The organism is Niallia sp. FSL R7-0271 (assembly GCF_038005785.1).
Lineage (GTDB): Bacteria > Bacillota > Bacilli > Bacillales > Cytobacillaceae > Niallia.
The window spans coordinates 1,120,796-1,140,723 of record NZ_JBBOTZ010000002.1; the positions used below are offsets into that span (position 1 = coordinate 1,120,796).

At 36.8% G+C, this 19,928-nt stretch carries 21 protein-coding genes; 9 read left to right on the forward strand and 12 right to left on the reverse strand.

Features of this window, described 5'->3' with window-relative positions:
- Positions 1 to 461: 461 nt before the first annotated feature.
- Complete coding sequence (locus tag MKX82_RS25620) at positions 462 to 833, reverse strand: DUF956 family protein (protein WP_233315146.1); 372 nt, start codon at positions 831 to 833, stop codon at positions 462 to 464.
- Positions 834 to 1,127: 294 nt separating this feature from the next.
- Positions 1,128 to 1,310, reverse strand: a complete 183-nt coding sequence (locus MKX82_RS25625; protein WP_341081094.1) for a hypothetical protein — start codon at positions 1,308 to 1,310, stop codon at positions 1,128 to 1,130.
- 171 nt (positions 1,311 to 1,481) lie between these two features.
- Here MKX82_RS25625 and MKX82_RS25630 point away from each other — a divergent pair, with 171 nt between their 5' ends.
- From MKX82_RS25630 to MKX82_RS25640, 3 genes are all read left to right on the forward strand, one after another.
- Positions 1,482 to 1,997, forward strand: a complete 516-nt coding sequence (locus MKX82_RS25630; protein WP_341081096.1) for a DnaA N-terminal domain-containing protein — start codon at positions 1,482 to 1,484, stop codon at positions 1,995 to 1,997.
- 121 nt (positions 1,998 to 2,118) lie between these two features.
- Positions 2,119 to 2,685, forward strand: a complete 567-nt coding sequence (locus MKX82_RS25635) for a hypothetical protein (protein ID WP_341081099.1) — start codon at positions 2,119 to 2,121, stop codon at positions 2,683 to 2,685.
- Between the two features lie 89 nt (positions 2,686 to 2,774).
- Positions 2,775 to 3,092, forward strand: coding sequence for a hypothetical protein (locus tag MKX82_RS25640; RefSeq protein ID WP_341081101.1), 318 nt, complete (start codon positions 2,775 to 2,777; stop codon positions 3,090 to 3,092).
- Positions 3,093 to 3,148: 56 nt separating this feature from the next.
- Here MKX82_RS25640 and MKX82_RS25645 read toward each other — a convergent pair whose 3' ends face one another.
- The 8 genes from MKX82_RS25645 to MKX82_RS25680 form a co-directional block, all read right to left on the reverse strand.
- On the reverse strand, positions 3,149 to 4,114 hold the full coding sequence (locus tag MKX82_RS25645) for a 2-hydroxyacid dehydrogenase (RefSeq protein ID WP_233315144.1): 966 nt from the start codon (positions 4,112 to 4,114) through the stop codon (positions 3,149 to 3,151).
- A gap of 100 nt (positions 4,115 to 4,214) precedes the next feature.
- Entirely contained in the window at positions 4,215 to 5,549 is a 1,335-nt protein-coding gene (locus MKX82_RS25650) for an MFS transporter (RefSeq protein ID WP_233315143.1), read from the reverse strand.
- An 81-nt stretch (positions 5,550 to 5,630) separates the two neighbouring features.
- A complete protein-coding gene (locus tag MKX82_RS25655; RefSeq protein ID WP_341081102.1) occupies positions 5,631 to 7,172 on the reverse strand; it encodes a xylulokinase in 1,542 nt (513 codons plus the stop codon).
- A gap of 14 nt (positions 7,173 to 7,186) precedes the next feature.
- Positions 7,187 to 8,011: a class I fructose-bisphosphate aldolase gene (locus tag MKX82_RS25660; protein WP_233315141.1), complete on the reverse strand. Its 825-nt coding sequence runs from the start codon at positions 8,009 to 8,011 to the stop codon at positions 7,187 to 7,189.
- Positions 8,012 to 8,048: 37 nt separating this feature from the next.
- Entirely contained in the window at positions 8,049 to 9,086 is a 1,038-nt protein-coding gene (locus MKX82_RS25665) for a zinc-dependent dehydrogenase (RefSeq protein ID WP_233315140.1), read from the reverse strand.
- 279 nt (positions 9,087 to 9,365) lie between these two features.
- Entirely contained in the window at positions 9,366 to 10,232 is an 867-nt protein-coding gene (locus tag MKX82_RS25670) for a MurR/RpiR family transcriptional regulator (RefSeq protein ID WP_233315139.1), read from the reverse strand.
- A 179-nt stretch (positions 10,233 to 10,411) separates the two neighbouring features.
- The gene (locus MKX82_RS25675; RefSeq protein ID WP_341081105.1) at positions 10,412 to 10,954 is read right to left on the reverse strand and encodes a hypothetical protein; all 543 of its coding nucleotides are present in this window, start codon (positions 10,952 to 10,954) and stop codon (positions 10,412 to 10,414) included.
- Between the two features lie 425 nt (positions 10,955 to 11,379).
- Entirely contained in the window at positions 11,380 to 12,924 is a 1,545-nt protein-coding gene (locus MKX82_RS25680; protein ID WP_233315137.1) for an alpha-amylase family glycosyl hydrolase, read from the reverse strand.
- A gap of 356 nt (positions 12,925 to 13,280) precedes the next feature.
- On the opposite strand from MKX82_RS25680, the gene MKX82_RS25685 reads away from it, so the two are divergent.
- From MKX82_RS25685 to MKX82_RS25705, 5 genes are all read left to right on the forward strand, one after another.
- Complete coding sequence (locus tag MKX82_RS25685; RefSeq protein ID WP_237942832.1) at positions 13,281 to 13,685, forward strand: hypothetical protein; 405 nt, start codon at positions 13,281 to 13,283, stop codon at positions 13,683 to 13,685.
- 87 nt (positions 13,686 to 13,772) lie between these two features.
- Entirely contained in the window at positions 13,773 to 14,906 is a 1,134-nt protein-coding gene (locus MKX82_RS25690; RefSeq protein WP_341081108.1) for a hypothetical protein, read from the forward strand.
- Between the two features lies 1 nt (position 14,907).
- Positions 14,908 to 15,687 (forward strand): hypothetical protein, encoded by a 780-nt coding sequence (locus tag MKX82_RS25695; protein ID WP_237942836.1) that lies wholly within the window; start codon positions 14,908 to 14,910, stop codon positions 15,685 to 15,687.
- Positions 15,674 to 16,525 (forward strand): hypothetical protein, encoded by an 852-nt coding sequence (locus tag MKX82_RS25700; RefSeq protein WP_341081109.1) that lies wholly within the window; start codon positions 15,674 to 15,676, stop codon positions 16,523 to 16,525. Before MKX82_RS25695 ends, MKX82_RS25700 begins: the two co-directional genes overlap by 14 nt.
- A gap of 20 nt (positions 16,526 to 16,545) precedes the next feature.
- A complete protein-coding gene (locus MKX82_RS25705; RefSeq protein WP_233315132.1) occupies positions 16,546 to 17,196 on the forward strand; it encodes an ABC transporter ATP-binding protein in 651 nt (216 codons plus the stop codon).
- A 54-nt stretch (positions 17,197 to 17,250) separates the two neighbouring features.
- Here MKX82_RS25705 and MKX82_RS25710 read toward each other — a convergent pair whose 3' ends face one another.
- Positions 17,251 to 17,886, reverse strand: coding sequence for an esterase/lipase family protein (locus MKX82_RS25710; protein WP_341081111.1), 636 nt, complete (start codon positions 17,884 to 17,886; stop codon positions 17,251 to 17,253).
- 208 nt (positions 17,887 to 18,094) lie between these two features.
- Between MKX82_RS25710 and MKX82_RS25715 the strand changes: the two genes are divergently transcribed.
- Positions 18,095 to 18,865, forward strand: a complete 771-nt coding sequence (locus MKX82_RS25715; protein ID WP_341081112.1) for a hypothetical protein — start codon at positions 18,095 to 18,097, stop codon at positions 18,863 to 18,865.
- 52 nt (positions 18,866 to 18,917) lie between these two features.
- Here the strand turns inward: MKX82_RS25715 and MKX82_RS25720 are convergent, their stop codons facing one another.
- Positions 18,918 to 19,550, reverse strand: a complete 633-nt coding sequence (locus MKX82_RS25720; protein WP_341081114.1) for an esterase/lipase family protein — start codon at positions 19,548 to 19,550, stop codon at positions 18,918 to 18,920.
- Positions 19,551 to 19,928: the final 378 nt, after the last annotated feature.

Genomic DNA, 19,928 nt, shown 5'->3' on the forward strand with positions numbered 1-19,928 from the left:
GCTAAATAACATGGTGATTTAACCAAATATTATTCAGCTGTTTTTTCAACTCATTTAAAGCGGTTACATTTTCGATATAAATAACAAAAAAGGCATGAGTAAAAAGTCGATTTTAAATGAGAATATAGGTATAGATTGCCCCTTAATCCTCAAAAAAATCAATACTTTTAACTCATGCCTGATCGAATCAGTAACACGTAAAAAATATGATAAATATCCAGTTTTATGTAAACGCTTTAAATTAATAGTTAAAAATTTGGATGCCTCTTTACTGAGCTTCCAAAGAAATTATAGCACACTAATATAACGCTTACAAGAAAGATTTTAAAAAAATTTAACGATTCTCACCAAGTATACTTGCAGCATGAATACATCCAGCCCTTCTGGCTGGTTTATTCAAACGGAATTGTAGACAACATAATCACTGTAATATAATTTTTCTGCCAAAATGGTAGGCAAAACTATTTTTTTACTTTACTCTTAAAACCCCGTTTAATAACATCAAAGAAACTTAAAGATTGGACCATATGGCTTGGATCTACGTAATTGCGAATGGCGCGCAAAACTTTTTTAGGCTCTTTAGAAGAAAATATATACTTCCCATTTCGTTTCGTTTGAACAGCATAACGAGGAATCCATTTCCCTTTGAACATAACTGATGCCGTAACAAAATCAACTTCATCCCAAGGTATTTGAATAAACTTCCGAGCATCACGACTGTTAAAGAATTCAAATCCCTTGTCGCCAATCATGATTTTTCCATATTCTGAAATCCCCATATGTGAGGTTGCATCACTAACTAAATCGACTTTTGTATTAATTGATTGGACCATTTTGTGTACTCCATTTCTAATATTAATTAACATTATTATACGTGTTTTTTTCATTTGTGCAAAAAAAATATGGTGTCAGCAAGGAAAATTATCTTTAAAAATAATTGGAAAGTCCCTCTAACTTTAGGACATATTTTAACTAGTTTACAAATAGTGTCTTATTATAGACACTATTTGTACCATTTAATAAAAAAGTCCCTCAAACACTATGTCTGATCAGCATTTCCTTGTTTTTATTACAATGTTTTTTTACTGCCAACGACAACCAACATATCCTGCTATAAAACTAGTAGTCTAGCAAGATAAAACATAGGCAGGAGCAGCGTAAAGCACCATTGCACCAAGGCTGTTCAGCCATCTGATCCTAAATGGACGAATGTCATGCTCTTTCTCATCAACTTGGTCTGTGTTTTTCACTATTTTTTTAGCAAGACAGCTGATGCAAATGTCCAATATTTTTACCACTTCGAGTGCCAAACTTCCTTTTAATTCTACATTAAAAAAATACTATCTTTCCTTGCTAAATCTTAATTTCTGCCTCTATCTATATCAAATTACCTCTATGATTTGCTAGGTCTATTTATATTTGTGCTCGCTGCTAAGTCATTTTATAATTTTTTTACACTCTTTCCATCTAAGGAGGCTACAATGGATACTTTAACAATGAAGGATATATACAAACCAATTGATAAGCAGCGAATTGAGATGGCATTACAAAAGGAAGACTTTAAAGGGGCATTTGTGTTATTCAAGTATTCTGAACTATCTTATGAAGAGTTTGGAGTTTTAGTTGAATCATTTATCGATTTTGATATAGAGGACCTTAGTACTTATCTGAAGCTAAAAGAGGAAATGAAGACTATGAAAAGGAATAATAGTCTGTCGCAGGAAGAAAATCAGAACGAAGAATACAATGCCCCTGCTAATCAAGAAATTTGGCAAAAAACATTGAATGATATCAAAGGGAAATTATCTGCTCCCTCTTTTCATACATGGCTCAAAGACACAACGATTGAAATGAAAGATTCGCAATATGTTCGCATATTTTGTCCAAATACCTTCGCACGTGATTGGTTAGAAGAACGATATGCAAGCTTGATTGCCAGCTCTCTTGAAAAAATTATGGGAATAAGGCCGTCATTAAGCTTTATTGTTACTAATTAAAGTATTGGTTCAATAGGAAAAAGGGAGGAATCAATACCATGACCGACGAAACATTTGGTTAGAACTGTAAAATAATCTATAATAATTGCATTAAGATTATACTAGAATGGGAGTGTATAAGTTGGGATTTTTTAATCGGTTTTTTAAGAAAGTCGAAGACATTAACAAAGGAGAAGCTGCTGCAACAGAGCTTGAAGAAGAGTTTTACTTAGGCTCACCTGAAGAGGAAGCCATCAATTTTTGGGTGGAGATGGCGCAAAATATTATCGTAAATACTGTTAAGGCAGCAAACAATTCCGTGGAACGTGCCTTTATTTTAGTGGATATGAGAACACAACCATCTTTTGAAATTTTCTATCAGCTCGATGGGAAATTAGTAATGTGGGATGAGCTTGAAGATGCTAACATAAAGGATAAAATTAAGAATGAATTAATGCCGCAAGCAGCGTCTGTCGCCTCGGCAGTTAATGGCAATTTCGCACAGGCTGAACATTCTTTGATTGCTTTTGCTGAACTGCAATTCGAATCGGCGACGGGAGCATGGTTTTCCCATATCATTTGGGAAGATGATGCTAATGCAAAACTGGCAAAGGAAGAGATTGCAAGCAAATGGTTTGATTCCTTGAGTGCTGAAACAAAATCGCTTCCATTGGACAGTGATAGCAAGCTTTCATGGTATCCATCATAATAACGCTAGAAGCATATCTAATATGCTTCTTTTTTACGTATAACGCATATAGTGTTTATGATGAGAAACGTCTGAAAGAAGATTGAACTATGATGTTCGAGACTCTTCCTAATTGGGTTTGGTTATTCTATTATTTGTTTATTATCGCGACATTAGCTGCAGCTCTTTATAATGCAATGCGTAAACGAAAAAGGGCTCTATCTGTTTTCACTGCAATTGTCACTTTAATCACACCATTTCTTTCTTTTTTGTTCGCATTAGGCCGCAGAGATGGATTGAATGAATGGGAGTATATCGGTATTGGTTTCCAAGAGGGCTCTATATGGGCACTCACTGTAACAGCAGTACATTTAATGATTGTTGCTTGGTGGTTTTTCTTTTTTGTCAAAGATTTAATACTAGACTAAAGGAGTAATTCCACGTAAAAACCTCCACTTATTTCATAAATGGAGGTACACAGAATTTACATTTGAACAGGAGTTAAGGCTTCACCACCACCTAGTACGCTTACAACATTCTCGACAGCAAGCTGAGCCATACTCATTCTTGTTTTGTAGCTTGCACTGCCAATATGAGGCAATGTCACCACATTATTTAAGGATAACAAGTGGTGATCAGCAGGTACTGGTTCAATTTCAAAGACGTCTAACCCAGCTGCCCAAATATCTCGATTCTTTAAAGCTTGATATAAAGCATCTTCATCGACCAGTCCGCCTCTCGCTGTATTGATGAGAATGGCAGTAGGCTTCATTAGGGACAATTCCTCTTTGCCAATCAGATGATGCACCTCAGTACTATATGGAATCATCAGACACACATAATCGGCTTTCTGCAATAAATCGTTTAATTCTGCATAGTGAATATCAAGCTCCTGTTCTTTGTCTTGCTTTCGGGAACGATTATAGTAAAGCACATTCATATCAAAGCCTTTTGCCCTTTTAACAAGCGCTTCGCCAATTCTTCCTAAGCCGATAATCCCTAATGTGGCACTATAAATATCTTGTCCGGTAAATTCCATTAAAGACCATGCGCCCCACTTTCCGTTACGCAAAGCTTCAGAAGCAGTTGTCACACCTCTAGCTGTCGCCATCAGCAAAGCAAATGTTAAATCTGCAGTTGTTTCTGTTAACACTCCAGGTGTATTCGTAACCTGTATTCCCCTTTTTACCGCTGCTGCTATATCGATATTATTGTAGCCTACTGCGACATTGCTGATTATCTTTAGATGTGGAGCTCTGCCGATGACTTCTTCATCAATCTTATCTGTTAAGAGACAAATAAGAGCATCAATATCTTCTACTTCCTTAAGTAAAATATCCCTTGGCACGGGGATATTCTCTTCTTCCCACATTCTCACATGAAAATGAAGGGAAAGTGTATTAATTATGTCTTCTGGCAGTTTTCTAGTAATATATACAGTTTGTTTCAAGACAATCTCCACCTTTTCAACTGGAAAGTATTTCAATAATTATAGCTTACAATAAAACAGGGCATGGGAAAACTCCTCTGCCCTATAAATGACTATGAATTTATCCTTCTAGTGCTGGTTCCTTTAAAGTGGTAATAATGAAGAAGCCAAGCACTAGCATGACCGCAAAGAATCCAAAGGCGATATTATAATTTCCAGTTGCATCAAGGATTGCGCCAACAATCATTGGGGAAAAGAATCCGCCTAGGTTTCCGCCGCTGTTTACTGTTGCAATCGCGACAGGAAATGTATTTCTATTTGTTAACCCCATCGGATAAGCAGTAAATGCGGGCCAGCCAATATTAAGGAAGAAGCCTGCCAGCCCTAAGCTAAGGGAAACAAGAATGGCGTTATCTGGAATATTCATCACGACAAGCATCATCAATGCGGTAGCGATGGCTGTAATTAACATGGTTGGCTTACGTCTTTTTAAGAATACTTTGTCAGAAATAATTCCGCCTAAAAGAGCACCTAACAGACCGCCGATTGCAGGTGTAGACGCGACAAAGCCCATTTTCATAAAGGAGTAGCCTTTTGCGTTGACTAAATACATAGGTACCCATGTCAACATGCCGTATAATACACTGTTCATTAAAAAATAAGTTAATGTATTACCCCAAATATTCCAAGACGTAAAAACTTCTTTAGATGTGCTGATTTTAGCGACTTTTTGGTAACGAATAGCTTTATCTAGCCAGCCTAGTGATCTATTTTCCGTTGCGGCCTCTGTCGGCACTTCTTCTTGGCGAATATATTCTAGCTCCTCTTTTGATACCTTTGGACTGTCTTCAGGCTTTGTTCTGACAACCAGATACCAAATGATCGCAATTATAAATCCAGGGATAGCAAACCAGTAAAAAACATAACGCCAACCGAAAGACATGGCAATAGCTGTAGCAATGATGGGTACAAAGATTGGGGCAAGCTGTGTAGAAGCAATATAAATTCCTGTTGCGGTAGCTTTTTCTTTAGCCGGAAACCAGTGGTTAATGGTGGTTGACATACTGACAGGAACAGGACCTTCTGCTAAACCTAGAAGTAAACGAAGTAAAATCAAAAGTGCAGCACTTGAAACCATCCCAAGGAAAAAGGTGACTAAGGAAAAGGCAATAACTGCAATAGCTACTATTCCGCGAGTTCCTTTTTTGCCGAGTAGGAAACCGGCCGGGATTTGTGAAATGGCATAGCCTAGGAAGAAAAAACTTGATATAGCCCCTGTTTGAAAGTTGTTAAGCGTAAAATCTTGTTGAATAAATGGCAGCACAACACCGATATTCGTTCGATCAGCATAACAAACAATATAGACCACAAAAATAAGCGAAAGAACTAACCAACGATATCCTGACTTTCTCTTCCCTTCTAATCCTGGATTGACCTTGGATTCAGGTAAACTCATTTCATTTCCCCCAATCATAAAAAATAGTATTTTCCTCATAAAAACTGCTATTTTTCTCTTTGTAAGGGTTTACAAAAAATACTAAATAATTACCTCTTCATCCTCTTCTGTCTCATTGTCAGCTTTAGAAAGTGTTTGATTGCTTAATGCAAAAAATGTTTTTAAAGACGGGTAAATTTGATGAAACACATTATTTAACTGCTCATAAAGCACTCGCTTACTCAAGTCTGGCTTTATTATGGAAATCGTATTATTGTGAATTTTTTCAACCGCCTCCTCCAATGAATCAAAATAGCCTATTACGGTGCCAGCAATCATACATGTTCCTAATACACCTGTCTCCGAAATATCTTTAATATGAACGCTTTTGTTTAGTACAGTTGCTTTAATTTGGGCCCATTCCCGATTTTTTGCCCCGCCGCCGATAGATTGGTAGCTTTTAACGCGGAGTTGATAGTCTGATTCAATAATTTGATTAATTTGTTTCAAACCAAAAGAACAGCCTTCTAACACAGCTCGAAACATATCGGCTTTAGTTGTATTTAAATGTATGCCGACAAAGACCCCTCTTGCATTAGGATCCCAAATCGGGGCTCGCTCTCCTTGCATATAAGGCAGAAAAAAGACACCGCCTGCTCCTGGTGCTGATTGTTTGCACAATTCTTCTAACTCAGCTTTCGTGTATCCTTCCGGCTTTAGAAATTGGTCGTAAAACCATTGTATAGCTGCACCAGGAAAGGACATGGCTCCATGAGACAACCAATGGTTCTTTATAACATGGCATCTATTTAAAAATCGCTTATCTAACAGCTCAGGATTATCTGTACAAACAGTTAAAACATTCGAAGTCCCGACAGATTCGAACATTTCATTGACACCGATTCCGAGGGCGGCAGTGGAGCATGCTGTATCTGCTGCACCGGCAATCACAGGTATGCGGACGGACGCAATTACTGGATGCACATATTCCCCAACGATAGAACTTGGATCAACAACCTCAGGAAGCTTCTTAGGGTTTATACCAACCGCCTCATATATTTCAGGAGACCAACAATAGTTTTTGACATCATACATCCCGCTAAAGGAACTTTGCGTCCAATCCATTACAAAATTGCCTGTCAGCTTGTGCAGAATAAAGGTAGAAAGATTCCCCCATTTGTAGGTGCGCGCATATAATTCTGGATAATTGTTTTTAAACCATAAATGAGTTGTAAGCGTATACATTCCAGGTTCTAATCGATTTTTAGTAATGTCAAACAGAGATTTCTCACTGACTTGGTCTTTGATCCAAGCTGCTTCTTGTGTGCTTCTTTGATCTAAATACATAATGCCTGGATAAAGGGGCTCGCCCTTTGCATTTAAAAACACCGAGCTATTACAAAAAGTAGACAGAGAGATTGCTTCTACTTTGCCTGTGTTTTCAAGCTCAACTTGCTGCCACACCTTTAACAGCAATGTTTTCGTTTTACTCCAAATATCATCAAGATCAATTTCAATCCAGCCCATGGCAGGGTAAAGAAGAGAATAGGGCTCATACTCAAGAAACCCTAATTCTCCCTTTTTATTCATAGCACCAACTTTTATCCCGCTAGTGCCAATATCTATGCCAATGATATGAGACATAACTATACCACCCTCTATACACTCAATGGAGAATTCATTAACTCATTATAAAGTTCTATTGTTTCTTTAACAGTTCCTTTATTATGAATAATATTTCTAAACGCTGACACAACCGCTGTTGGATTAGGATTATTCCATACCATTCTGCCAAACGTGATACCTACCCCGCCCGCATCGATAACATCGTAAACCATTTGGAAATAGTCATCAATATTATTTCCATTTTCTCCGCCTGCGACAACTACCTTTCCTGGAGTAGAAGCAACCACTTTAGCGAATGTTTCTGGATTGCCGGTATACTTTGTTTTCACGATATCCACACCAAGCTCAGCGCCAGCACGAACTGCATAGGCTACATTCTTCCAATCATTTTTTTCATTCTCAGGAATTTGGTTTCCTCTTGGATAAATATGTGCAATCATTGGCAAGCCGTGAGCTGCAGCCTGACCAGCAATGATACCTAGATTGCGTAATTGTTCAGGCTGATCATCACCGCCTACAATACAGCCCATCGACACTGCATCTGCGCCTAGTCGCACTGCTTCATCTACTTCTGTTACCCATGCATCATAATTTGGCTGCCAAGGGGAGAACGTAGAGCACTTCAAAATAAAGCCTGTTTTGCCAGCATGAGGACGGTAACACATATCCGCAATGCCTTTATGCATCGTAATGGCATCAGGTTCACCTGCTACAATTTCATCTAATTTACGTTGAATTGGCATCAGCTCTTCAAAAATACCCCGTGCCATTGCTTGATCGACTGCAACAGCTAATAGTTTTCCAGACTTTTGATTTAATAGACGATTCATACGAACTTCTTTACCTAATAATGACATATAAATAACACTCCTATTCTCATATTATTTCTACTTGTTATTGGGTTATGACTGTTTTCATATGATTACCATTCTTTACATCTAAAATTGCCTGTTCGATATTTTCAAGAGTGTAGCCTGTTGTGATAATAGCAGCCGTATTGATTTTGCCTGATGCAATGAGAGACAATGATTTATGATAATCAGCTCTTGTTAAAGCAGAGGTTCCATTAATGGTAATCTCATTATAATGAATAATGTTAGGATCAATCTCCGCCAAGACGCCATTTGTAAATCCAGCAAACAGATTTAATGTACCGCCTTTTTTTAATAGATTGGCGGACGTTTTAACTAAGAAAGGAATGCCTATTGCCATGATGACTACATCTGCCCCTAAACCATCTGTTTCACTTAAAACAATATCCTCAAGTGATTCTTCCTCCGGGTTCACAGCATAATCGGCACCTGCAAGAACCGCTTTAGCACGGCGATGATCAATTGGTTCACTCAATATCACCTTAGTCGCCCCTGCTATTTTGGCTAATTGTACATGCATCAGCCCAATAGGTCCTCCGCCAATAACTACTACAACGTCGCCCATTTTTACATTTGCTTTTCGTTGGCCGTTCATGCAGCATGCAAGCGGTTCTGCAATGACTGCCTGTTCAAAGGACAAATTATCTGGAATCTTCACCAGGTTGCCAGCTTCAAGAGCTGTACTTGGAATTTTCACATATTCTGCAAAACCACCGTCAAATTCATAGCCAATCGCAGTACGATTTGCACAAACATTCTCCCTGCCATTTAAACAGTAGTAACACTTCCTGCACGGAATAACTGGCATTATTCCCACTCGGTCACCAACACTAAATTCCATTACCTTTGCACCGACTTCTGCAATGGTGCCGACAAGCTCATGACCAATCACCGACGGAGTTCGAACGCCCTTTGTTTTTTTGCCTTCATATATACGAATATCTGTGCCACATACAGCACTTGCATTTACTCTTACAAGCACTTCGTTTTCACTAATTTCCGGCTTCGTTACTTCTTCCAGCTTCATATTATTAGGACCATGAAATACAGCTGCTTTCATTTTCTGTTCTCTCCTTTATGAAGAAAATTTCCTTCACAATAAATTCAAAAAAATAGAAGGAATTTACCAATAGTGTGAAACAATTCCTCTATTTCTCACATGACAATAAGAGAATCTTGGTAAATCCCTCCTTCTACGCTGTATTTTCAAAAAACAAGAAGTACGGTCTAGTTGTATAGAATTTTCTGTTATTTCCTTTTGCACAATCATCATATCACATGGTGGTAATTTCCTTCAAGATATTTTTAGAAAATTTGAAGATTTTTTTCAAGTACACTCTTACATCTTTTTATCAGTAGTGGACTTTCGGGTTTTCTGCAAGTTGCTATAGTACAGTTCATATTGCTGATTCGCAACAGAAGCAACTAAAATATCAATAATAGTTAATTGAGCAATCCTTGATGAAATGGCATCTGTTCGAAATAAGGTCTCTTTAGAAGCTGTTTGCAGCACAATATCCGAAATTTTAGTAATAGGAGACTTTGAAGAATTCGTAATACATATGATGGCAGCTCCTGCTTCTTTTGCAATTTTCACCGCCGCTAAAACGTCTGTGTTAGAGCCTGTATGTGAAATGGCGATAACAACATCTTCAGGTGTGAGTACACTTGCTGACATAGCCTGAAGGACAGGATCGCTATAGGTAAATGATTTTATACCTAGCTTTAACAGTTTATGATGAGCATCCGCTGCGACTGCCCCTGAGCCGCCCGTTCCATATAGTTCAATTACGCGAGCTTTTGATATAGCGTCCACTGCTTTTCTTAATTCATCATCACTGCAAACCTCGATTGAATCATAAAGTGCCTGAATATTTGACTGGAATACCTTCTTTTTAATCATGACAACGTCATCGCCCTTTTCAATCACTTCATGAATTTGTTTTTCAGGGGCAATGACTTCCTTTGCCAAGTTTATTTTTAAGTCTTGAAACCCCTTATAACCAAGGCGTTTACATAAACGGACAACAGAAGATTCACTTGTTTCACTTCTTTCAGCGACTTCTGTAATGGAAAGATGAATTATCTCATCTTGGTTTTGTTCAATAAACTCTATAATCTTTTTCTCAGAATCCCTTAGTTTTGACATGGCAGCATTTATTCTTGTGAAAAAACCAGGATTTGTATTGATATTCAATTCGTTCATGGATACCCCTCCACTTTCTTTCACATACTAATTTATCATTAATTTTATAATATTTATTGGCAAATTTCCTACTTAATTTCTCCATTTTAACAGAATGGCTATGAAAATGATTCAAGTAAAGCAGATTTATCTTAGGGCATAAATATAGGAGGTAAACCATCGGCTTACCTCCTAATTAATTATTCAGCGCCTTGCTGATAATCAATATCATATTTTTTCGCTAGTTTTGCCATATCTTCATGATAATCTTTCAACATCAACAAGTACTCTTGTGCTTTTGCGTTAGATTTCCCGAACAGTTCTTCATTATCCTTTTCCAGCGCTTCTTTTTCAAGCTGCAAAGCTTCGTAGTAAGTGCTTGTTGCATCTTCCATTTGCTTTTTCAATGGTTCCAGTTCTGAAGAATTCACTTGTATATTTTTTGCTTCACTAACAGCTTTTTCATATGTAGGAATTACTTTATTTGTCAGCACATAATATAGCTTATCCTCTGAACTGTAATTGTCACCAGAAACAGTTGCCAATTCGTCATTTGCTTCTGTTTCATAGGCAGAAACCTTTGCAATATCATTATTAATGAAATTAACTATTTCTTTTTGTGTTTCTTCCTGAGAAGCTTTGTCTTCAGTTTGTTCTGTCTCCTCTTTCGGAGTTGAATTATTATCGCTGCATCCTGCAAGCAATATTAGCACAGCAAACAGACTGTAAAATAATTTTGTCAAAATCTTAACCTCACTTATTCTATGTTTGTAAAAAATCTCTCTAATAACTATAACATATCAAATATAGATATATGTTTAAAATGCTCGGATTGCATACCTTCTATTCCTAATCTGACATGCTCTATAAATCCTAAAAGGAATAATAGGGTCTTAACATAGTGACGCACATTTAAGAAAATGGCTGTAAACTTATGCATTATGAGTACATTGCTATAAAAGTTAAGAGATTTTTGACATTATAGTGACTATAATTAGACACTATTATTCAACCCTTTATATAACAGGTTTATTGAAATTTCACCTTTTAACAAACCACTCTTCCATTTACGTAAATATATCATAGACCCTTACAATAGTGACCCCTGAATCACTCATTTAATTTCCCACTAAAAAAGATCCTGCCTAAACAGGATCTAACTGGATATTTATTTTACTAATACAGTAGTATTAGCAGGTATAGTTAACATCGAATCATTCTTTATTACACCCGCTTCACTTGAAAAAACTACTTCTCCATTGCCGGCAATAGTTACTGCAACTGTCTCATTTGAAATATTATGATAAATCTGGATGGTTTGGTGGAGGGTCCGTTTATAGGCGACTATTTTTGCATTATTGACTTCCATCGCTTCTAAATTTCCTTTTAGTAACTCGTCATACCCTTGGCGAACACGGATCATTTTACGATAGTGGTTTAACAGGGAAGCTTGATCGTTGTCTTGTGCTTCAACAGAGATACCATTTCCGCCAATATTGTAGGTTGGTGTTTGCCAGCTTGTTTGGCCTTCCCCGTCGCCTTCAAACCAACGGAATGGCTCACGGATGAACTCATCTGGTTTTGCGCCTGTCATACCGATTTCTTCCCCATAATAGATAAATGGATTGCCAGGCAATGTCAACAGAATGGATGCAGCCGACTTCGCTTTAGCAGCATCACTATTCAGCTCGCTCATAACACGGTTTTGATCATGATTGGATAAGAAAATGGCGTCGATTATAGTGGGATTATAAGTGTGGTAAAGCGCTGCTGTTGAAAGTGCTGCTGCGGTAATACCTTGATCTGTGCCGCTTTTAACAGAAAGGATGATTTTATCTGCTAAATGGAAATTAAAGGCTGAATCTAATGCCTCATAGTACGGTGCAACTACCTCTGGCAAATCCCAAACTTCACCGACTAAATACACATCTGGTTTACTCTGCTGCATCACAGCTCTGAATTCTTTCCACCATTCGAGGTTATTAGCTGCACCATCTTCAGTTTGCCCTTTATAGATATGCATCGCCGCATCCAGCCGGAAACCGTCGGCCCCTTGGCTGAGCCAATACTGCCCAATTTTAATCATTTCTGCTCTAACGTCATGATGATTAAAATTCAAATCAGGCATGCCAGACCAAAATGTGCCATAGTAATAGCCCTCTCCGTTTGGGTTTTTATACCATACTTGCTGACCCCATGATCCTGTTTCGTTTAAATCGGCATGTTCATCTGCCCACACATAATAAGTACGGTATTTACTGTTTATATCTTGACTGGCTTCCTTAAACCAAGGATGCTCACTGCTCGTATGATTAACAACTAAATCCATAATTACCTTCATGCCCCGTTTATGTGCTTCATTAGTCAGGTTACGAAAATCTTCCAACGTTCCATATTCAGGATCTATATTATAGTAATCTGTCACATCATATTTATGGTAGCTTGGTGACGTATTAATCGGCATCAGCCACATTCCATTTACTTGCAAGTCTTTACTGGTGCTCCTATTGCCGTCATTCAAGTAATCAAGCTGACTGATAACCCCTTTTAAGTCACCATGGCCATTACTATCAGAATCATAAAAAGATTTCACATAGATTTCATAAAAAACACCGTCTTTATCATATTGGCTTTCCCCGCTTTGAGCACTTACCTGAGATGATAAACTAACAGTTTGCGGCAATGACAATTTTACTCCGTACCAATTTCTCAATTGCCTTCCCCCTTTTTAAATGAAATCGTTTACATTTTAACTATACCTGTATGGACAGCACGTTGCAAATATTTGGGGGAAATTGATTCTTTTTACATGATAATTATCAGCAGCTTAAAAAAGAAGTTTTCTTAAACATAATCTAAAACAGCTTTTAAACAATACCACATCCTTTAGCTTATTTCAGTTACGAAAAATGTCACAGTCTTCAGGACTTTAACTCTAAAATACTAGATTAATAGAAAAATGTCATAATTCGCAAAACTATTAATTCTTTAGCCGTGTTATATTTTACATGTAATCTGGCATGCAGGTCCCTGACAGATTATAAAAAAATGATTAAAAGGAGAAAAACAATGAAAAAGAAACTTATCCCTGGTTTATTAATTACCGCTTTTCTTTTTTCAATCTTGACTCCTACTGGGTTTGCACAGAAAAAATCCTTCTCGTTTAATGTAACTCCGTCGCAAAATAGTGGTGTAGCGTATTCTGCACCTAACCCGAAAGATGATACTGAACAAAAAGGCTATATTTACACTACAAAGCACAATATAATATCTTCTGATATATACTACTACAATATAAGAAAAAGCCCGTCAACTAGTGCAACATCTTACACTGGTTACATTAGGGTAACTCCCTCTAATGCAAAAAAAATTGTCAAAGCTTATAGTAAAAAAGCGAACAAAGGTCAAAGTTTAATTCTGCAAGCGGATACAGATAAATACTCTGTACACTCAGAAGGTTATTGGTACTCTTAACAAGCTAAATCGTCTAAATTAACATAGACCGACTACCTGCATCGGTCTCTGATTATTACTTAATCATTTTTGAAAGGAGTATAAGTCTTGAAAAAAATATGGTTATTGCTGCTTTGCACATTTCTAGTCGTGCTTTCTGGCTGCTTTCCAACAGGTGAACAAAACGCTGCATCTGATTCGAAACAGGCAAACAAATCAAATGAACCAACACCTGATAATCTTGATGTGGAATTGGACAAAAACTTGCTTGTAAAAGCAGATATAGCTGGTGGAGAAAATAAAGATTATCCCTCACTATCCGTCTCACCGAAGGACTTTAAGAACGATCCGTTAAAGCAGGAACTTGTAAATAATAAAGAATTAACAGATACTTTTGAAAACAATAATGAGATTAAACCAGACTATAAAGATGTATATTTTGAATTTACGGATGGATCGTATATGTCGATAGAATTAGGTACTGTTAGGTTTGAGGATTCATTTTACAGTGATCGTGAATATTCTGATGTTATATATGGTGCAAAACCCAATATACGGTCTGATTTGCACGATATATACAAAAAAACAGCACTTGAAAATATTAATAGCAACGATGCCATTGAAAAGGTTAAAAAGGCAGCAAATGAATACGGTATAACCAACCTTGGAAATCCAGATGTGATTGCTTTAGATTTAGAAACATTAGAAAATGAATGGGAGGATTACGAACAAAAGGACGGCGGTCATCCTCGCAAATGGGAAAAGGCTGATGAAGCATATGTAGTCACCTTTCCTGTTGTACAAAACAATCTAATCATAACAAACAAAGGTTATTTTAGTAATGCTGCTGAAATACCGGTAATAGGAAGCCGGATAGTAGGTGTTGTTAATAAAGATGGAATAATTGCCTTAACTCTAGACGGCATTTATGATACAGGCAAAACAATACAAAATAAAGTAAATCCGATTTCCTTGGAAGACGCCTTAAACATGGTTGAAAACAAGTACAAAGATGTCATATTAACAGACCCAATAACAATATCAAAAATAGCATTAGAGTATGTTCCAATTGTGTCCAAGCAGGATTCCATCAGCTATAAACTAACCCCTGCATGGGTCTTTACCGCCAAACAGGATGTAACGTCTAGTGATGAAAAAGGCACAAACACAGCATCCGATTATTTTACTATCATAATCGATGCAGATACGGGCCAAGAATTGCGTATTGGAAGTGACTATTAATATGAAAAGCAGAGCATTAACTATGTCGTTTATGCAAGTATTTTCGTCTCCTGTTTTTTACCTTTCCATCATCGGTGTTACTTTACTTTGTTTTATAAGCGTCTGGGAAGAAATTAACAGTGTTGCTGGAGATGTAGCTTATTATTTTGATATTTTTATAGGCTTAACAATGTTTAAAAAATTAGTAGTTTTATTTGCTGCTTTTCCTTATGTATCCAGCTTCTGCAGTGATTGGAAATGCCAATTTATAAAACCAGTTGTCATCCGTACAGGGATTAGCAAATATGTGTGGTCAAAAATTATTACTTGTTTTGTCAGTGGTTTATTAACTGTATTTATAGGACAAATCCTATTTATCATCTTACTGTCATTTAAGTTCCCCTTGTTTCCAAATGAAGATTTAAACCAAGTATTGTTTCCACCATTTAAATCACTTAGTACCAGTATTTTCCCGCCTTTATATTTACTAGCACAAAGTTTTGTTTTTAGTATGGCAGCAGCATTATGGACAGTTGTTGGATTAACCTTCTCTGCGTTTATACCAATTCACTTTGCTGCAATAGTTGCACCTGTTATTGCCAGTTATGTTTTAGAAGAAGTTACCATCCTACTTCCAAATGCATTTAACCTGTACTTACTTACAAGAAGTTCAGATGTCATTCAGCAAGGTCCCCTCATCAGTTTTATCTACTTTTGTTTTATTTTTATTATGTTATCAATACTAGCTGGATGGCTGTTTTCTTATCAAGTTAAGAGGAGGGTGCGTAATGAAGTTGTTTAATACAGCAAGATTTGTGTGTTTGCAAAATTTCCGCAAATGGTCCTCCAATTACCGAGTTTGGATTATCGCTATTCTGCTGATCATTTTGACACATAGCTTTACGAAGGAAATCGTAGATTTTGGAAAAGACATTGATATTAATGTCTCGCCATGGATGTTTCCGTTTCTTTTTACTCAGAAATTTATTAAGCTACTGTTCTTTTTCCCCTTACTATTACTGTTCAGTGATGCTCCTTTTATTGACGAGAACCAGCCCTATATAATCGCAAGAAGCGGCAGAATTCCATGGAGCATCGGACAAATTGGGTATATTTTCATCGCTTCAGCAGTTTATTTTATCTTTCTCCTGCTCTTATCTATCGGGCTTAACCTTTTCAATATCCAATTTACAATGGAATGGGGAAAAGTTCTTGGCACACTTGCAAATACTAATGCAGCCGATGTAGTTAATTTAAAAACATTTATTCCTTCAGATGTTTTACACTATTTTTCGCCCATTCAAGCATTGTGGTTTTCTCTCCTGCTTTCGTGGTTAACCGGAGTATTTTTAGGGCTTATTATTTATGTTATTAATTCCTTTTCGAACACTAGAGTGTTTGGAATATTAACAGCATCCTTCCTGCTAGTTTTAGATGCGGCTGTTACCAATAGATATTATTTATACCGCTTTTCACCTGTGTCATGGAGCAATCTTGCACGGATTGATATTAATGGAACAACTCCAATGCCGTCGATAACCTATATTTATATTAGTTTTGCTCTACTGATCGGGATAATGATAATATCAGCCATTGTAATTAACCGCAAGCAAACGATTAATGTGTTACCACCTATATAAGCAAGAAAGGAGTAGTTAAGATGCATGCAGGTATTAAGGTTCATGATTTAACAGTAAGGTTTGGAGAAACGACTGTATTAAATAACATCTCCTTATCGTTTGAAAAAAACAAAATTCACGGTTTAGTTGGCAGAAATGGTTCTGGGAAAACCATTCTCTTAAAGTGTATTTGCGGGTTCGTAATCCCAGCATCTGGAAGTATTAAGATAGATGATCAGCAAATCGGTCAGGACTGTGATGTGCCAGAAAATATAGGTATCATTATTGAAGCACCGGGATTTCTGCCTAATTATGATGGATACACCAATTTGAAATTTCTTGCTGCAATCAAAAAGCAAATATCAAAGGAACAGATCTTACATGTAATTGAAAAAGTTGGATTAGATTCTAAAAGTAAAAAACATGTCGGCAAATATTCACTCGGAATGAGGCAGCGACTTGGTCTTGCTCAAGCACTGATGGAAGATCCTGATATCCTTATACTTGATGAACCGATGAATGGCTTGGATAACCAAGGTGTTAAAGATATTCGAACAATCCTTTTAGAGCTGAAAAATCAAGGAAAAACAATATTACTCGCCAGCCATAGCAAAGAGGATATTGAGATTCTGTGTGACACAGTACATGAGTTGGATCTCGGCAAAATAATAAACTCGAATACTAAATTCTGATATATAAAAAAATGACTCAAGACAGCTCTTGAGTCATTTTTTGCATTCATTTTATTAGTTTGTATTCTGGCCGCCGCCATTTAATCCTGTTTTAATAAGCTCATTCACCTTGCTGTTAGCAACCAACCCTAAATGGCCAATTCCACTAAGCTCAACGTTTTTTGCTCCTTTAAGGTTAGAAAGCCATGTTGGCACTAAATAATCATTTGAACTGTAAATAGACGTGTACAGAATTTTATCGTTAGAATCTTTGCCAACTGGTGCTGTTGATGTAACAAATCTGTTAGGCGATCCTAATGTGATAACATCATTCACCTTTGTTCCGCCAGTGTTCAAGATATAAGTCAATGTATTAATACCGCCTGCACTGTGTCCGATGATATCGACCTTGCTTTTGCCGGTTTTCTTTAATACTTGATCTACATATGTTGCAAGCTGCTTGGCATTTGTATAGCTGTTGCCTGTTTTATCTAATAATTCAATAGCATAAAGCTCATTATCTGCCCAGCCTTGTGATTTTAAATAACTTTTAATTGCATAGAAGTTTGTGCTGTTACCGCCTGTTCCGTGCACATAAATAACCGGGTCATGACTTGACGCTGCTTTGGAAACAGAAGGTTTCGCTCCAACAACAGAAACAATAATAGCCATACATGCAACTAATGAAATTAGTAATTTAGTAGTCTTCATTATTTCCCCCTATGGTTTAGAAGTTATCTTGCTATAACTATTGTTATATATTTCGAGAGGAGAAACAACCGGTAAGATTTGTTAGGAAGTGTATTCTATTTTTTTATATCACTAATAACTACTAAATTTGCTATTCTTAAATGTTCTTAATTATGTTATTATTTTGTACGTTATTAAGAAAAAAAGTGAGGTCTAGTTATTAATGAGAATGCAAAAGAAAAAACGAAAAATCAGTATCACAGGAATAATTATCGTATTATTGCTTGGAGGAGCTTTTTACGGGGGTATTTTATATCAAAGTTACTCTGAAGAAGCATCTGAAAAGAAAAAAGAATCTAATTCAGCACCATCAATGGACGAGAAAACTAAAACTGGCAGTAAGGATACGGCTGTCATTACAGCAAATAATGACATATTACCTCTAGATGACTCGACAACAGAAAGCATCGATAATTTCGAGTTAACATATACACCTTTTGAAGAAAAACTAGTCGTTTCTACAAATGATGGAAAAACAAGTACTTTTAATTATTTAAACAATAACGATGTTATCTCTTACTCCCCTTCTTATCAGAACATACTGCTTAATCCCCTCGGTGGTTTTGAAGAAGGTGGAAGTCTTTTTGTGTACATGAAGGATGAGGGTACGGTAGAAGTAAAAGTGGATAACGAGAATGAAAACAATTACTATCCGAAGCAAGCACTATGGCTTGATGACCAATACATATTAGTTGTCAAAAGTTACGTATACGGGACTGTAATAAACGGAGATTTGCTGCTCTATGATAGCCTAAATGAAACATTAACACCGCTGACTATCTACAATGGTGATGCAGTAGTAAGCATTAGCCTCTCCCATACTAAGAATAACGAGAAAACAGTTATTGTAGATGGAATAAACTTTACAGATGACATTTTAAATGAGAATCAGCCTTATGTGGCAGAGTACTCTGTAACAACCATACTGAACGAATTGTAAATAGATTAAAACCCTATTATGTTAACCTCATGTCCACATAATAGGGTTTTAATTATTTATTCGTATTCAACCCGCCGCCATTCAAAGCAACCTTAATCAAGTCATTTACTTTTTTACTAGTAACAAGCCCAAAATGATCAACACCAGTTATTTCAATGTTTTTTGCTCCATCGAGGATGGAAAGTTTGTTAGGTGTTATATAATCGTTTTTGCTGTAGATGGATGTATAAAGGATTTTGCGGTTTGGATCTGTTCCGACGGGTGCTTTTGTTGTTATTACTCGATTTGGGGATCCTAATGTTACTACATCGTTAACTTTATTTCCCCCATCAGTCAGAATATAAGTTAACGCATTTATCCCGCCTGCACTGTGTCCTATAATATCAACCTTTTTCTTACCCGTTTTTCTTAGCACATCATCTACATAAGTAGACAGCTGTTTCGCATTTGTAATGCTGTTCCCTGTTTTATCAAGTAATTCAATGGCGTACAACTCATTATCTGCCCAGCCTTGCTGCTTCAAATAGGTTCTAATGAAATAAAAGTTAGTACTGTTTCCCCCTAATCCGTGCACGAAAATTACAGGATCATGTGTTACTCGCTGTGCTTCGGAGACAGTTGGGTTTAAACCGACTGCACATAAAAGAATCGTCATACATGCTATTAGTGAATGTAACATTCTCATTTTTCTTCATTTCCTCCTAAAAATTATGCTGTTCATGACTGTTTTATTATGGACAATTTTTGTGGAGAAATTCACGGTAACTTCTGTTAGAAAAATAGAAGCTTTTTTACATTTCAGCTTCTGATCGGAATAAACAGAACTAGGAGAAGAATAATAAAAAGACTTAGGATATATCCTAAGCCTTAGGCAGCAATACACTTTTTGGGATTGATACATGAATTCCTTTATTTTCATCCACCACTTGTGTTATCGAAAAATCGCCACAAACGCTGATTAACGAGTATGCAGCTTGCCTTGACAGCCCATAATTTATTAGCTAATTTGCATCATACGGTAGGAATCGAGTTAATTTCAGAATTGTTTTCATCAGATTAATCT

Excerpts from the sequence above, each read along its gene's own strand:
- MKX82_RS25695 (WP_237942836.1), top strand. The coding sequence starts at position 14,908 with ATGAAAAGCAGAGCATTAACTATGTCGTTTATGCAAGTATTTTCGTCT.
- MKX82_RS25620 (WP_233315146.1), bottom strand. The coding sequence starts at position 833 with ATGGTCCAATCAATTAATACAAAAGTCGATTTAGTTAGTGATGCAACC.
- MKX82_RS25660 (WP_233315141.1), bottom strand. The coding sequence starts at position 8,011 with ATGTCATTATTAGGTAAAGAAGTTCGTATGAATCGTCTATTAAATCAA.
- MKX82_RS25650 (WP_233315143.1), bottom strand. The coding sequence starts at position 5,549 with ATGAGTTTACCTGAATCCAAGGTCAATCCAGGATTAGAAGGGAAGAGA.
- MKX82_RS25700 (WP_341081109.1), top strand. The coding sequence starts at position 15,674 with ATGAAGTTGTTTAATACAGCAAGATTTGTGTGTTTGCAAAATTTCCGC.
- MKX82_RS25630 (WP_341081096.1), top strand. The coding sequence starts at position 1,482 with ATGGATACTTTAACAATGAAGGATATATACAAACCAATTGATAAGCAG.
- MKX82_RS25705 (WP_233315132.1), top strand. The coding sequence starts at position 16,546 with ATGCATGCAGGTATTAAGGTTCATGATTTAACAGTAAGGTTTGGAGAA.
- MKX82_RS25655 (WP_341081102.1), bottom strand. The coding sequence starts at position 7,172 with ATGTCTCATATCATTGGCATAGATATTGGCACTAGCGGGATAAAAGTT.
- MKX82_RS25710 (WP_341081111.1), bottom strand. The coding sequence starts at position 17,886 with ATGAAGACTACTAAATTACTAATTTCATTAGTTGCATGTATGGCTATT.
- MKX82_RS25685 (WP_237942832.1), top strand. The coding sequence starts at position 13,281 with ATGAAAAAGAAACTTATCCCTGGTTTATTAATTACCGCTTTTCTTTTT.
- MKX82_RS25640 (WP_341081101.1), top strand. The coding sequence starts at position 2,775 with ATGATGTTCGAGACTCTTCCTAATTGGGTTTGGTTATTCTATTATTTG.
- MKX82_RS25715 (WP_341081112.1), top strand. The coding sequence starts at position 18,095 with ATGCAAAAGAAAAAACGAAAAATCAGTATCACAGGAATAATTATCGTA.
- MKX82_RS25670 (WP_233315139.1), bottom strand. The coding sequence starts at position 10,232 with ATGAACGAATTGAATATCAATACAAATCCTGGTTTTTTCACAAGAATA.
- MKX82_RS25720 (WP_341081114.1), bottom strand. The coding sequence starts at position 19,550 with ATGAGAATGTTACATTCACTAATAGCATGTATGACGATTCTTTTATGT.
- MKX82_RS25665 (WP_233315140.1), bottom strand. The coding sequence starts at position 9,086 with ATGAAAGCAGCTGTATTTCATGGTCCTAATAATATGAAGCTGGAAGAA.